Here is a 14,502-nt window from a genome sequence, read left to right as displayed (position 1 = left end):
CAGGAAAGGAAAACTCCAATTCGTTTTAAAAACCTCTTCTCCTCTTAGCGAGCGTTCGAAGATATTACATCTATTATTTTTCGAATAAGAATATGTCGCTTACTGTCTCAGATCTTCTTAGAACCCTTATTTCACCATCCTCTATAAGAATGACAGAGGGACGAGGGAATATAAATGAACTAGATTGAGAAATATTATAAGCCCCAACATTTTTTATAAGGAGTTTATCTCCTGCTTTGAGTTCAGGGAGCCTTGTTTTACTTATTATGTCTGTCTGAAGGCAAAGCGGACCATAAACCGTGGTTTCTTTCAACAGGCCAGGTAATTCGTCTACCGTCTCTATCTCCTGCCATCTCCAGAAAGAGGTGGGAAGTAGGTTAATCCCGGCATCGACTATCACACCCCTTTCTCCATCTGGAAAGTGCTTAACACCAACTACAGTTGCAATGAGTTGTATAGCATCCCTGACAATCGCCCTTCCCGGCTCCAGTATGAGAACCGGCAAATCTTGATCTCCAAATCCCTCTAAGAGCGACTCGACTATGGCATACACGTAAGAATCGAGTACATCGACACCAGGAAAGCCACCCCCCAAATCCAAATACCTAATTATCACACCCAACCTTTTTCTGATTTCTTCCGCAAAATTGACGACCTTCCTTGTTGCTATCCCGTACATATCGGAACTCTTCGGCCAGATTAGCCTCATCTGTTTCACCGGAATGTCATTCTCCGCGACACCGGACTCAATTATATAGCTGGTCAAATGAACATGGATTCCCGCTATTTTGAGTAGCTTCTTTTCCATGCATCTCTCGACCACACGAAATGCCTCCCCAGATTCAAAATTGAAGCCGAATCTATCCGGCAACTGATGAATACCCACATCCACGTTAACTCTGATACCTATATCGAGTGTTCTTCCGAACTCGGAAGCGATTTCTTCTAACATTTTAAGTTCATTGAGATGGTCTACATTTATCAAAGCACCCTCGATAGATGCCTTCCTGAGTTCTTCTTTCCTTTTACATGGACCATTAAAAATTACTGACTCTCCAGATACACCAAGATTTCTTGCTAAACCATACTCAAAACCCGAAACGACCTCTGCCCAAGCACCCTCCTTGTGGATTATATTAAGCACCCCAGAGAGATAGTTGGTTTTGTATGAATAGGCGACTACTACTTTTGGATACTTTTTAGAAAATTCCTTTTGGAATATTTTAGTATTGGTTCTAAGGGCCTTAGCAGAAACGACAAAAAGAGGTGAACCATAATCCTTAACAAGTCTATCAATAGGAACACCGTCTATCTTGTCCATCCGCATTCAAATAAAAAGGTATTCACTTTTTTATGAGGTGTACCATTTTATCTCCTCATCTTCTCTATCAGCGTAGATTTTGTCGGCAATCGCTTTTATTTCTTCAGCGCGTCTCTTCTTTTCAGGTGTATCCGCGTTTGTTTTAAAATATTTCTCCAAAAAATACAGGTGCTCATTAACGTCTCCTTGAACTTCTTCTATTACTGCTCGACTCTTTGGATCAGCGACGCTATGGTAAACCTTTAGCAAGGATGAAAAATGTATAAGAGAACCCCAAGCATAGGCAAAATCATCAAAAGGGTCTTGGTATTCTTCAAGAATGTCATAAATCCTCTGGCCGATATCGGGGGGTCTGTATGTTTCAGGCTTTTCCCCTAGCTCCCTGGCTCTGTCGGAAAAGAGTTTTGCATGCCTTGCGTTATCGGCGATTATTCGAGCGGCAACGGTTTTTGTTTCAATATCTTTAATGGATTTTAGCTTACTTCCAAATAAATCCACCCAGGCAAGCATTCCATAAGTGTGTCTACTAAAAGCCCTTGCAAGGCGCTTAGGGTCTGAAAGAACCTCTTTCAATTTTTCAGGATTACGTATGCTCATGTTTAGTTTTCTTTCCCTTGTTTTATATTTTCTTCTATTAAGTGCTAATTTCCTTTCATTCCCAATTGAGCGGCAACAAGTATAGGGTCCCATACAGGAGCAACGGGCGGTACATAAGTTAAGTCAAGCCATGCTATTTCGTCCAAGGTTAGTCCAGCCCAAATAGCTGTGGCAAAAACATCTATTCTCTTTGCCACTCCTTCTCCTCCTATCGCTTGTGCTCCGATAAGTTTTTTTGTACCCCTTTCAGCTATGAGCTTTATCATTATCGGCTTTCGCCCCGGATAGTAATGTGCACGTGTGTGGGCCTCTATTAAGCTCGTTATAATATCAAATCCTTCTTCTTTTGCTTCCTCCTCTCCAAGACCAGTACGTGCAAGCTCAAGTTCAAATAACTTTGTAGCGGCTGTGCCAATTATACCGGGAAAGGCAAGATTTTCGCCTGCTATATTTGCTCCCGCAACTCTTCCCTGCTTGTTTGCGGTGTCTCCCAATGGAATCCAGACATTTCTTCTTAAGATTCTATGATAAACTTCCGCACAGTCACCGCAAGCATAAATCCCCGGAATATTAGTCTCCATCTTTTGATTGACCTTTATAGCACCCGTTTCTCCAAGCTCAATTCCGGCCTCCTTTGCCAGCGAAGACTGTGGTCTTACACCTACTCCTAAGAGCACCATATCAACCTCAACCGTTTCTCTTTCGGTTATAACTTCTTGCACCCAACCCTTTCCCTTTAAAGCCTTTACCCCAGAACCCAGAATGAGCTTTACCCCCTTTTCTTCAAGTTTCTTATGAACTCTTTCTGAAATCTCAATATCAAAGTTACTCAACACACGCGGAAGCTTCTCAACGACCGTAACTTGAAACCCCTTCTCTCGAAAAGCCTCAACCATCTCCATCCCTATGTATCCCCCACCTATAACAGCAACCTTCTTTGGAGACCTTTTCTTAATAAAGCGACTGAGCTCTATTCCGTCTTCAAGGGTTCTCATAAAGAAAACCCCCTCAAGCATAGTTCCAGGAAGATTAGGCTTTATCGGATAAGCCCCCGTTGAGATTACGAGATAGTCATAAGAAATCTCAAACCCTTCTCGATCACTTATATTCTTCACAGTAACCAACCCTCTTTCAGTATCTATGCTCCGAGCCTCATGCATGACTCTTACGTCAAGTCCTCTTTTATTTCTAAATGTTTCCAGAGGGACAGCAATAAGTTCCATAGGGTCATTAACCAGTCCTCCTATATAGTATGGGAGTCCGCATGCCCCATAGGAAACATAAGGGGATTTTTCAAAGACAATAACCTCGAACTCGGGACGTTGGCGCTTTACACGACTTGCAGCACTGAGTCCTGCAGCAACTCCACCTATAACCACTAACCGCTTATTTGGGGGCATCTTTTATTTCATTAATCTAGATTTAGATAAAGACTTTACTTGCTGACCTCGGTGCGGACAATCTTTGTTCCTTCAACAAGGGCTTTGAGCTTGCGCCTGGCATGTTCACGCTTAAGGTTCAATAAACCACAATCTGTGCTAACACAGATTCTTTCAGGCGGGACAATTTTCATGGATTCTCGAACAACATTCGCAACTTCCTGTGGGGTTTCAACAACAAAGGTCTTCACATTAATAGCGCCAATCCCAAGGTCCTTATCTTTAGGGAAGCTCTTCAAGTACTTAAGATCATCTGAATCTCTACTCTTAAGTTCAATATGAATCTGATCTACGTTAGCATCATATGCAAACGGGAACATTATATTTCCTTGAGTCTTTGATACCCCTGGGTTGCCTCCCTGGTTCCCATAGCATATATGCCATACCTTGTAGGCCTTCACTCCATCGAATGCTGTATTAAGCACATCAATAAACCAGTACTGTGCTCCTAAGGCTTCTACATAAAATGTAAGTGGCTCATGAATCTGGATTAAATCAAGGCCTCTTCGGGCGAGGTCCTTAAATTCTTCATTATACGCACGGGCTATATCCATAGCCAATGGCTTTATATCACCATAGTATCGGTCTGTGCAACAAAAAGCGAGAAAAAGGGGACCTTGACAGGCAATCTTGATAGGTTTTTTGGTGGCTGCCTTCGTCGCTTCTAGAACTGGCGCTAAAATAGGTCTGCCCCAATGGATCTTGTCATGAACGACGGGCGCGTGGAACTTTTTATAAAGTTCAATGGAAATAGGCTCACCAAATTTCTTAAATCCACTTAGATGGTGAGCCATAAAATGAAACACCTGACCGTATTCATGTGTAGTTTCAGATTCCAGATAGAGCTGTCCGTCAGTCACGATATCAAGCCCTGCATCCTCTTGCTCTTTTACACAGAGCATAACCGCATCTTCGTAGTATTCCTTGGTCAAATAATCTATGAAGTCAGGTTCATCGAATTCTCCGAAGACTTTCCCTGTGAGCCAATGTGGCCTTGGATAAGATCCTACCATTGTTGTCGGAAGTAGAATTTCTTCTCCCCTTACTTTCATATTAGGATCCTCGTAGGTCTATTTCTGTTCATTTGTCACATATCCCTTTGATAATAAAGTAGGGCCCTATCCGTCTGCGCTCTTAAGAAAAGTAGCCTGTAGAAAATGAGCCTCAGAAGACTTAGAAAGATACTTCAACCCTGTATCCGGAAGAATCGTCACAATATACTCTTTCTTATCGGCATATTGAGCGTACTTAAGAGCCCCAGCTATTGCTGCGCCGCCTGAACCGCCAGCAAGTATTCCCTCATCCTTCATCAAGGTCTCTACCATTTTAAATGACTCTTCATCATCTACCTGAATCACATCGTCGATATAATGAAAATCAATAACCCCGGGAATAAAATTTTTCCCTATTCCCTCTATTTTGAATTTAGTAGCCTTCTCAACTTTTCCGCTCCTTAAATAGGTACGATAAACCGAGCCTACGGGCTCAACACCGATAACCTTTACATTGGCTTTTTTCCCCTTAAGGTATCGCCCAATTCCTGAAATTGTGCCCCCTGTTCCTATACCACAGATAACTACATCCACCTCTCCATTCGTGTCTCTCCAAATCTCCGGACCAGTAGTTCTAAAATGAGATTCAGGATTGATAGGATTAAAATACTGATTGAGGTAAGCTCCACTTCTTTGTTTAGCAATTTTCTCTGCTACACTGTAGTAACTCCTCTCATCGTCGAATAGAAGCCCTGCTGGAGTAAGAATCACTTCCGCTCCGAAAGCTCTAAGTGCTTTAATTTTTTCTGTGCTTACCGTTTCAGGTAGTACAAGCATACATCTGTAACCTTTAACTGCAGCCACCATAGCAAGTGACGTGCCCGTGTTTCCTGAAGTAGCTTCTACAATAACATCCCCTGGCTTAAGGTCACCTCGCTTCTCTGCATCTTCTATAAAATAAAGGGCGACCCTATCTTTGATACTTCCGGTAGGGTTAAAAGACTCCAGTTTAAGGTATATCTCTGCGTTTAGACCTTCTGTTATTTTTTCAAGTTTAACGAGGGGCGTGTTCCCTATAAGTTCCAAGATCCCCTTTTTAATTTTCATGATTCATTCCACCTTAATCAGTTTAGCCCAAGTGTTAATATACAGTCCGTGGTTCCTGTTATTCTGAAAATGTTCGAGTTGTTCTTTTCATCACTTCAATATGGCTCTGTTTACCGACAGGGTATGGCACAATAACGGGAAGCTCGACTCCTGCCTCTCTGTGTTTTTCTAACTTCTTACGGCATCTCTCTTCAGGACCAATCAGTGCCATTGTATCAAGGAATTCTTGAGTAAACGCCTCAGAAGGCTCCACACCTGACCTTATCTTGTCAACAATGTCCTCGAAACCTACGTTTCTAAAAAGACGCTGATAGAATGGAAGCCTTGCATAGCCTACAAAGGCACTTGCAGCAGCCCTATAAGCGCTTTCTAAGTCGTCTGAAATGAAGGAATAAATTCCGTTTGTAATTTCTATATCTTGAGGTGAACGACCTGCCTTTTCCGCACCTCTTCTAACAGCATTGGTTAGTTTCCTAATATGATCGGGAGTTGCAAGATTAGGCATAAAGCCATCCGCCACTTCTCCTGCTAGTTCCGCCGCTCTCTCTGTAAGCCCAGAAATGTAAATTGGAAAGGGAGCAATCTCTCTCTTAATAGTCAAAAGCGGTGAACTGCCATCTTCAAATGACCTTACCGCCAATACATATTTACGCATCTCCTCAATTGGGTCTCCCATATCAATTCCAAAACGCTCATTTACGGGTTTATGGCTTACACCGACTCCAAGCACCATCCTTCCACCAGAAATCTCTTGAACTGTGAGCGCCTCAGCGGCGCACATCACGGGACGGCGCATGTAAATATTGGTAATCCAAGTGCCGATCTTTATTTTGGATGTTACTTCGGCAAAGACCTGGGCATTGGCGATAGCACTATATGGCGGAAGCTCAGGAGAAAATATCGCCTCGAATCCTGCTTCCTCGTTTTCACTAGCAAGAGCGCGGAGATCCTCAACACTACATCCCCGAACAGGTGAAACAGTTGCAATTCGTTTCATTTCTCATCCACCCTTTAGCTTCTTTAAAATCCTTCTTGCCCGCTCGGTCCCCTTTTGCTCAAAGAATCGTATTACCCCCTTTCGATAAACACCGGTCTGCGCTTCAGAAATAGCTTTGGGTAGGGACTCTCTGAAATGCTCAAGAGCCCACATATCCGGCCTTGAAAGATTAAGCCGAATATACTCGGTTGCGCCTATATTGCCTAATCCATCTCCCGGATATACAGCCACCCGGTGCTTAAATAAAGCTACAGTCAACTCCTGAGCGCTCACGCCGGTTTTCGAGACGTCAATGACCATAGAAAATCCATATTTAGGTTCCACGGGTATTGATACGCCGGGTGTTTGGCTAACCGTTTCTTTAACATGAGTGTAATTTCGGCGAATAATGGCCTCAGATTTTCTTACATATTCCTCATCCTGCAAAGCGGCCAAAGCTCCGTATTGGGCAACTAAATTCGTGTTGAGTCGGGTTAAAGCAACCTTTGCCATAAGGCATGCTCTCATTAGGTCTGGATGTCCAGCCAGAAACCCTAGACGAACGCCGGCCATACCGTAGCCATGGGAAACGCTGAAGGTTGAAACTACATTATCTACATTCGTCTCTTTCCACAAAGAAGCCATTGGATAGTGAGTAGCATTTGGGTCAATCCGGTGAGTGTTATGAGTGATGTCATCTATTATTACGATATTCCGATTTTGAGCTATCTCCGCCAGAGCAATCAACTCGTCCTTTGTCTGCACCGTACCGAATGGATTCAACGGGTTGCATAACAAAACAACCTTTGTGCGGGGCGTAATTCTCTCTTCAACCTCATCAGGGTTCAAGCGATAACCTTTTTGTTCCGTAAGAGGAATCCTTATGGGGACTCCACCTGCCATAAGGATCGCTGACTCAAAGTGAAAATAGCCGGGGTCTGTTATGATAACTTCGTCTCCGGGATTAACAAATGTTTGAAGAGTATAGGAAATCCCGGCCTGCGCTCCTTCAGTCCCAATAACTTCGAAGGTCCTATCTCTTTCTCGCTTGAACTTTGTTCGGGCGGACACATCCCGAAGGGGATTTATAAGATCCGGGGAGTATGGATTCATATTTTCTGCAGTTGTGCATTTTTGCATAACCATCACTGCGCTCTCAGGCGGACCGGCATAGCAAGTCATCCAGCCCAGATCAGCCCATTCTTTAGGGTCCAGGTCAACTCTACCCTCTCTATATACCTCCTGAGGATTCATATCTAGTATCTGTATGGCATCACGATAGCTCATATAGTTCCACATACCATGAGGGCTCTCCATTACGGACTTAATTCTATTTGATAAAATACACTTCAAAGCTGACAAAGCTTGAGTTTCATCTTCCCATCCTAGAACAAATCTCTCCTTTTTCATTAGTTGCCCCTACATTAATTTCTCATCATAACCACTGCATAAACTCCGTAGGGATCCATGGTGACTTTCGGCTCTTTAAATCCAGCCTGCTCTGCCCATTTTACTATCTGCTCTGCGGAGCGCAGATGCCAAACGCACCTCTCTCCATCTCGATTCTTGAGTGCCCTTGCAATGAGTTCTATCTGAGGGTTGTAAGTCTGGACATTAAATAGAAGTGCTTCCGGATTAAGAAACTCTCTCAGATCACAAAGATGCCTGCGTATTAGGTCGTCGTCATGTATAATTCCATAAAGACCGATCTCAATTACAAGGTTGGGGTTTAGGGGAATCGATTTGAGACACTCGACATCAAGCGCATCACCCTGCTCGAAGCGGATTTGCTTTAGGAGCCCTCTCTTTTCAGCAATACCTTTACTCTCCTCGAGCGCCACCCTGTCTATATCCCGTAAAAGGACTTTAACATCCTTGTATTGCCCGTCTCTTAAAACATCATAGATATAGTCAGCTTTGCCTGAAGCTAAGTCTACGATAAAAGTCGGCTTGTTTTTTCTCTCCTCAAGGTAATCAATAAGAACATTCTGCGTGATTTGTTTTACAGCCCTAAAGGCTTTACAAGTAATCTGATTTAAAAACGCTTTATCTATTAGCCGTCCGATGTAGAGTTTTCCATGAGGCTCATTTTCATAGATGTAGTTCATAATCATTCCTGAATCAAAACCGTGCGTGTAGCCGATTTTTATTCCTTCCGAAAACGTACTGATTGTTTGCAGAAGGAGCGATACCGCCCCGTAATACCACCTCTTAGGAGAGTGTAGAGGGAGCGGTTCTACTAACTCCTCAAACGAGGGGATTCTTTCATTATTTCTCACTTTATCTTGATAGCGCGCAATATTTGTTTCTCTTTCTTTTATATACAATTTTCTGTCGAAGTACTCCTCAGATCGCATTTAAATTCACCAGAAGACAATAAACTACATCTTGGTTTTTTTTATTTCCTCATCTGGTAGGCGCATAACACATATATGCGTTTCCTACCCGTGACGGCCCTCACATCGCTGTCATTCCTCCATCAACTACAAGAGATGACCCCGTGATAAAAGAGGCCTCATCCGAAGCGAGAAAAAGTGCCGCGGCTGCAATGTCCTCCGGGTTGCCGTACCTTCCTATAGGATACTTTGCAAGCCGGGCGCGACGTTTTTCTTCAGTATCATCTGTCTTTAGCAAATCTTGTATGAGAGGAGTTAATGTGGTGCCGGGAACTAAACAATTTACCCGAATCTTATGGGAAGCAAGATCTAAAGCCATATTCTTAGTCAAAAGCGCCACGGCGCCCTTTGCGGCACAATAAGCAGCAAGCTTGGGTACTCCTACCACACCTGCTACTGAAGAAACGTTTATAATAGAACCCCCTCCGTTTCGGATCATAAGGGGCACTGCATGCCTGGAGCAGAAGAATACACTCTTGACGTTAACATCAAAAACCTTATTCCAATCCTCTTCTTTAACCTCTAAGATGCTTCCGATATTTTGCATTCCAGCATTGTTAAAAAGAACATCAAGACGACCAAATCTCTCTTCTGTCACATCGATCATCTGCTTTACCTGTAGTTCTTTGGTGACATCAACCTGAAAGAAAGTACTCTCACCGCCTTGAATTTTGATCTCTTCTACTGTCTTTTTTGCTGCAGCTTCATCAATATCAGCTACAATAACTTTCGCTCCCTCTCTCGCGAACATAAGAGCCGCAGCTTTACCTATACCTGAGCCGCTTCCAGTGATAATAGCAACTTTATACTTTAGTCTCATTATTAATCTCCTTTTATTGTTTTTAGCCACGAAGTATATAGAGTTTACGGAGTGGATTGATTAATCAAACCCTTTACTAAAATCTCTCTGTGTTCTCTGTGAACACCGTGGCAAAAACATTCAATTCTCAAAAACAACACGGACATGAACCCCCTCCGTGTTCTTGCTCCCAAGGATGGGGTGTTTCCCCCTCCAGTACCACATCTTCACTTTCACAGCGTGTACAAACCCACTTATCTGGAAGCCTTAATCCCTTAAAGTACAGGGTCTCAAAACGATGGCCGCAGCTTTGACAACTCAGTGAATAAATCGGCATATTCCCACCCCCTATGACAGATCCTCCAAGGATTTCATACCCGCCCTTAATCTAGATAGCTGTATGAAATGGGTAGGATTTAAAAATAGCTCATTCAGATTAGCCATATCATCTATTGTCGCGCCATTACGAATTAAGTACTCCAGATACTGGAATGAATCTTTGGCTCCGTACCCCACATGTTGAGCTCCTATCAATTTCCTCGTCTTTGCATCGTAGATGACCTTCTGAAATCCGTTAAGCCCCGTTCGTATATGACTCAACAACATAGACCTTTCCGCTAGAGGAATCGGGCAAAGGCCAGGAAAATCCTTCACCGGCATCCTTATTACAAAAACTTTCTCAAGCTTCTCCTTCGCTTCCTTTTCTGTCATACCTATCCACGTTATTTCGTAAGTGGTATGAAGAAAATCTGGAAAGAATTCCGTATCAAGCTCAGCGTGAGTTCCTAATATGTTCTTTGCCGCCACCATACCAGCTTTCCTTGCTTTCCACATCTCCATTGGGCCTCCCGTAACATCCCCTATTGCGTAAACCCCCGAAGCGGTTGTTCTCATTGTCTTATCGACAACAATCTCATTTCTATTCCCGATCTGAATATCTAGAGGTTTGGTTATCTCGGAGTTTGGAATACATCCGGTTCCAAGAAATACCATGTCTGCCTTTATCGTCTCCTCCTTTCCATCTTTTCCCCTGACAGTTACAGACTCCACATGGCCGTTTCCGTTAATACTCATAAGCATTGTGTTGTCCATTATCCTCATACCCCTAAACTTCATTCCCTCGATGACATACTGCTTTACGTCTTCATCCAGATTAAAAGCAGAAAGAATAGGAGTCATTTCAACTAAGGTAGTATTGCAACCTACAGCATTAAAGAAAGATGCCCAGGGAATACCTGTCTTGGATGCACCAACCACCACTACATTATTTGGTTCATAGTCCAAGTCAAGGAAGCTTTCGTATGTATAAACCCCATTAAGGTTGTTTCCTGGAACGTTTGGAATTGCTGCCCTTGAGCCTGTACCTACAACAAGGTTCTTGGTCTTAAAAATTTTCCCTTCAACTTCTACAGTGTTTTTATCGATAACTTCTGCTTTTCGATTAAGAATAAACTTGAGACCTAGTTGATGTTTGCTCTGGTAATACATTATGTCATATGCATGATTTCTTCCTTCGAGAAAATCCTTAATCATAGGCACCATCTCTACTTTTCCGTTACTTACTGGTATCTTTGGATACCACTTTTTATTATCAAAGAGCCTTGCAAAATCAAGCTCCACCGCTATGTCAAAAAGGTAGTGATGGATAACACATGCATTTTTAGTACATTTCCCACCTAAATGGTTATCCTTATCAATCGTTAATTGTTCACCTCCCATAGCTCTAAGATAGCTAGAGCCGAATCTTCCTCCGGCGCCGCCGCCGATGAAAATTGCATCGTATTCCTTCACCGAAGAGTCATAGTTATCAATTGGCTTTGAACCATCGTATAACTTCATGCTAATACCTCCTCAAAAGCTAATATGTTTCTAGCCCCTTTTTGCAGTAATGTATCTCACAACTAGCCTTCTTTACTCATTTCTCCTTCGACTCAAAATTAAATCTGATAAGCCGATAAATTACACAATCTGCCAAGGACAGACTTCATTTTAAATGAAGCCTGTCCTCACCAAATACAACTTTTTCAGGCTACCTTCTTCGCAAGCTCAGCTCTTACAAGATTAGCCCCGGCAACCAGAGCCTTTAGCTTCTCGGTAGTGATATACCGCTGAAGGAGAATCAATCCACAGTCGGTAGTCAGACCCAATCGATCGGCGGGGACATGACTCAGTACTTTCCTGATGCGTCCGGCAACTTCCTCTGCAGTCTCAGTAATTGTGCTCTTTACATCAAGGACACCGGCAGAAAAATCCATATTCTTTGGAAGCGGATGTTTGTCGAATGCGTTGAGGTCGTCAATATTCCTCTCGCGCCCAAACTCTATATTGAGCACGTCTATTTTTGCGTCGTAAGCTCTAGGAATTACAGCCCAGGCTCCTTTGGGACTGTCTCCCTTGCGGAGGTGAATCGGATAAGCATCTCCAGTTTTAGCAGTTTCATCTGGGTAATAACCGGGTGTTCCTCCCCAGTTGCCGAAACAAACATGACACACGATCTTTGCCTTCTTTACTCCCTGTACTGCTCTATTGAAAGCATCAATAGCCCAATCCTCTATTATGTAAGGCCAGGTGAACTCATCTATCTGGATAAAATCAACGCCGAGTTCATCGAGTTCTAAGATATCTTCGTTATAGGCAGCGGCAATATCCATGGCCAGTTTTCTTTTATCGTTATAGTGCTTGTCATTAGTTGCTTGCGCCAGAACCTGAACACCCGTGTACTGAATCTTAATAGGCTTGTTCGTCGCTTTCTTGAGAGCCTTTGCTACAGGCACCATCATAGGGACTTTTCTCCTTATGGGACCCACACATGTAGGAGCGTAAAGACGGCTGTAGATGGGAAGTCCAATTAGCGGACCGTATGGCTCATAACCCGTCATCCTCTCAGGATAGTAATAAAGAATTCTTCCGTAAGCACCCACAGCCTGGAGTCTCCCATCACAGATAATATCAAGCCCTGCAGCTTCCTGGTCATGAGCAAGAGCAAGCATAGCGTCCTCAAATGCTTCAGCCTCTGGGGTGTCCATTATAAGGTCACCGTAAGGAACGTTAGAGAAATGTGAAAAACTAGCCAGGTGATCAAACCACCTGGGGTTCGGGTAATTACCCACCATTGTGGTGGGAAGCATTATCTCTTGACCTCTTACTTTCATGGGTTTTTACCTCCCTTTGTGTTTTCGTTTCCTTAATGCCTACATTCTTTTTTTCTTGGTTCTCGTAGCTTTCAGCATACCAAGCTGATCAATCACCTCCTTTCCCTAAGCGGGATAGTTGTAACAAAGCTATTGTTCTTTTTTGCCTCTTGGTCCTCTAGCTCTCAGCATGACCAAGCCGATCAATCACCTCCTTCCCCTAAGTGGGATAGTTGTAATAACCCCGGTAACAGCGGTTCTCCAGAAGCACCATCGGATGGGAGATAACAGAATCTATTACGACAGCACCACTCAGGCGATTTACGTCATACTGGCATAATATGGTGACCTCTGGATGGTTGTCGGTAATACGATTTAACTTCGCTTCATATTCCATCATCGTTTCAACACCGGGCAAACCTTTTAAGTACCAGGTCATCTCCCCTGAGCAAAAAACCTTGCTGTAGCCCATCTTTGAGGATTCTTCTAAAGCCGTTTCCCAGAAAGAGAACATCCTTTCCATATCGAAGTAGCCGTCTTTTAAGTAAACCTCTGAGGAGTCAAATATGCATAAGCTCCCGCGTGCCGTAAGTTCCTTCACATTAATTCTTCTTTCTTCTAGCAAGGAGTAGAGCTTTTCTTCTTCGGTTGCGTCCCGAACATAAAGCACCCGATGACCGCGTTGGAGGTAGTCGGCTAAGAATGGAACCACCGCATCCAACTGCTCTTTCTCACTCCGGAAAAAGAGGGAAAAATGATTTGCCTTGCTTTCCTCTTCTTTGAATGTCTCAATGCACTCTAATAGGTCGCTTAACAGAAATCGCCTTTCACCTCTCCCTCCAATCCTATAACACTTGAGCTTACCCTGATTAGACCATCTTCTAATTGAAGCTTCACTTACCTTAAGAAGCTTTGCCGCCTCCTCAGTGGTTAGAAACTTCGGTTCGTCTACCATCATTAAACCTCCTTGGTTCTGAGTTTTTATCTAGTAAGTAAACCGCCATCCACAATAAGCAGATGCCCGGTTACGTAGTCAGAATCGCTCGAAGCAAGAAAAACCGCCGCTCCGCTTATATCCTCTGGCATCCCTATCTTTCCCCATGGAATCCAGTCTTCCACCTCCTTTCTAAGTCCAGGATTATCCAGCCGCCATTTGGTCATGGAGGTCTCGACCATCCCCGGACATATGGCGTTAACGTTAATTTTGTGTTTTGCGTAATCAAGTGCCATTGCTTTGGTAAGAAGCGACACTCCCCCTTTAGACGCCGTATATGCTGCCCTCCCTGGGAAGGCTACAATACCCGCTGTGGAGGAGAGGTTAATGATTTTTCCTCCTCCTTGTCTTATCATCTCTGGGATTACTCGTTTTGAGCAAAGATAGACACTCTTTAAATTGGTAGTTATTACCCTATCCCACTCCTCTTCGGGTGTGGTGTGAAGAATCATAGCCTCTTGAGAGCCTGGAACTCCGACGTTGTTTATCAATACATCGACCCGACCGAATTTCATTAGGGTTTCAGTCGCCATGTTATCTACATCACTCCATTTAGTTACATCTGTCTTTTTTGTTATGCTTTTGCTTCCGGTTTCATTAACCTGTCTCTCAGTTTCTCTGGCCGCTTCCAGATTCACATCTACTATTGCAACGTTTGCGCCTTCTCTACCGAAGGCAACAGCAATAGCTCTTCCGATTCCTGAACCTGCCCCTGTAACAATCGCTACTTTTCCCTGTAACTTCATAGTT

Annotated in this window: 13 protein-coding genes; all 13 read right to left on the bottom strand. The window is 43.5% G+C overall.

Annotation, left to right across the window (positions count from 1 at the left end):
- Nucleotides 1-73: 73 nt before the first annotated feature.
- On the bottom strand, nt 74-1,321 hold the full coding sequence (locus VNN20_06275) for an alanine racemase (protein HWP91785.1): 1,248 nt from the start codon (nt 1,319-1,321) through the stop codon (nt 74-76).
- A 30-nt stretch (nt 1,322-1,351) separates the two neighbouring features.
- Nucleotides 1,352-2,011: a ferritin-like domain-containing protein gene (locus VNN20_06270; GenBank protein HWP91784.1), complete on the bottom strand. Its 660-nt coding sequence runs from the start codon at nt 2,009-2,011 to the stop codon at nt 1,352-1,354.
- On the bottom strand, nt 1,963-3,297 hold the full coding sequence (locus VNN20_06265; GenBank protein ID HWP91783.1) for a CoA-disulfide reductase: 1,335 nt from the start codon (nt 3,295-3,297) through the stop codon (nt 1,963-1,965). Before VNN20_06265 ends, VNN20_06270 begins: the two co-directional genes overlap by 49 nt.
- Nucleotides 3,298-3,353: 56 nt before the next feature.
- Nucleotides 3,354-4,409: a hypothetical protein gene (locus tag VNN20_06260; GenBank protein ID HWP91782.1), complete on the bottom strand. Its 1,056-nt coding sequence runs from the start codon at nt 4,407-4,409 to the stop codon at nt 3,354-3,356.
- Nucleotides 4,410-4,475: 66 nt separating this feature from the next.
- Nucleotides 4,476-5,456, bottom strand: coding sequence for a cysteine synthase family protein (locus tag VNN20_06255; GenBank protein HWP91781.1), 981 nt, complete (start codon nt 5,454-5,456; stop codon nt 4,476-4,478).
- Between the two features lie 58 nt (nt 5,457-5,514).
- Nucleotides 5,515-6,453, bottom strand: coding sequence for an LLM class flavin-dependent oxidoreductase (locus VNN20_06250; GenBank protein ID HWP91780.1), 939 nt, complete (start codon nt 6,451-6,453; stop codon nt 5,515-5,517).
- A gap of 3 nt (nt 6,454-6,456) precedes the next feature.
- Nucleotides 6,457-7,842 carry a pyridoxal phosphate-dependent aminotransferase gene (locus tag VNN20_06245; GenBank protein ID HWP91779.1) on the bottom strand — a complete coding sequence of 462 codons (1,386 nt, stop codon included), beginning with the start codon at nt 7,840-7,842 and terminating at the stop codon, nt 6,457-6,459.
- 14 nt (nt 7,843-7,856) lie between these two features.
- Nucleotides 7,857-8,789: a class I SAM-dependent methyltransferase family protein gene (locus tag VNN20_06240; protein HWP91778.1), complete on the bottom strand. Its 933-nt coding sequence runs from the start codon at nt 8,787-8,789 to the stop codon at nt 7,857-7,859.
- A gap of 100 nt (nt 8,790-8,889) precedes the next feature.
- Nucleotides 8,890-9,648, bottom strand: a complete 759-nt coding sequence (locus VNN20_06235; GenBank protein HWP91777.1) for an SDR family oxidoreductase — start codon at nt 9,646-9,648, stop codon at nt 8,890-8,892.
- A 327-nt stretch (nt 9,649-9,975) separates the two neighbouring features.
- The gene (locus VNN20_06230) at nt 9,976-11,466 is read right to left on the bottom strand and encodes an FAD-dependent oxidoreductase (GenBank protein ID HWP91776.1); all 1,491 of its coding nucleotides are present in this window, start codon (nt 11,464-11,466) and stop codon (nt 9,976-9,978) included.
- A gap of 185 nt (nt 11,467-11,651) precedes the next feature.
- On the bottom strand, nt 11,652-12,779 hold the full coding sequence (locus VNN20_06225; GenBank protein ID HWP91775.1) for a cobalamin-independent methionine synthase II family protein: 1,128 nt from the start codon (nt 12,777-12,779) through the stop codon (nt 11,652-11,654).
- A 199-nt stretch (nt 12,780-12,978) separates the two neighbouring features.
- On the bottom strand, nt 12,979-13,716 hold the full coding sequence (locus VNN20_06220; protein ID HWP91774.1) for an MEDS domain-containing protein: 738 nt from the start codon (nt 13,714-13,716) through the stop codon (nt 12,979-12,981).
- A 23-nt stretch (nt 13,717-13,739) separates the two neighbouring features.
- A complete protein-coding gene (locus VNN20_06215; GenBank protein HWP91773.1) occupies nt 13,740-14,498 on the bottom strand; it encodes a glucose 1-dehydrogenase in 759 nt (252 codons plus the stop codon).
- Nucleotides 14,499-14,502: the final 4 nt, after the last annotated feature.

Source organism: Thermodesulfobacteriota bacterium (assembly GCA_035559815.1).
GTDB lineage: Bacteria > Desulfobacterota_D > UBA1144 > Nemesobacterales > CSP1-2 > DATMAT01.
Note: the sequence above shows the minus strand (reverse complement) of the source record. Positions and strands in the feature narration are given on the sequence as shown.

Coding starts and splice junctions, on each gene's coding strand:
- VNN20_06275 (HWP91785.1), bottom strand. CDS start 1,321: ATGGACAAGATAGACGGTGTTCCTATTGATAGACTTGTTAAGGATTAT.
- VNN20_06270 (HWP91784.1), bottom strand. CDS start 2,011: ATGGGACCCTATACTTGTTGCCGCTCAATTGGGAATGAAAGGAAATTA.
- VNN20_06260 (HWP91782.1), bottom strand. CDS start 4,409: ATGAAAGTAAGGGGAGAAGAAATTCTACTTCCGACAACAATGGTAGGA.
- VNN20_06255 (HWP91781.1), bottom strand. CDS start 5,456: ATGAAAATTAAAAAGGGGATCTTGGAACTTATAGGGAACACGCCCCTC.
- VNN20_06250 (HWP91780.1), bottom strand. CDS start 6,453: ATGAAACGAATTGCAACTGTTTCACCTGTTCGGGGATGTAGTGTTGAG.
- VNN20_06245 (HWP91779.1), bottom strand. CDS start 7,842: ATGAAAAAGGAGAGATTTGTTCTAGGATGGGAAGATGAAACTCAAGCT.
- VNN20_06240 (HWP91778.1), bottom strand. CDS start 8,789: ATGCGATCTGAGGAGTACTTCGACAGAAAATTGTATATAAAAGAAAGA.
- VNN20_06235 (HWP91777.1), bottom strand. CDS start 9,648: ATGAGACTAAAGTATAAAGTTGCTATTATCACTGGAAGCGGCTCAGGT.
- VNN20_06230 (HWP91776.1), bottom strand. CDS start 11,466: ATGAAGTTATACGATGGTTCAAAGCCAATTGATAACTATGACTCTTCG.
- VNN20_06225 (HWP91775.1), bottom strand. CDS start 12,779: ATGAAAGTAAGAGGTCAAGAGATAATGCTTCCCACCACAATGGTGGGT.
- VNN20_06220 (HWP91774.1), bottom strand. CDS start 13,716: ATGATGGTAGACGAACCGAAGTTTCTAACCACTGAGGAGGCGGCAAAG.
- VNN20_06215 (HWP91773.1), bottom strand. CDS start 14,498: ATGAAGTTACAGGGAAAAGTAGCGATTGTTACAGGGGCAGGTTCAGGA.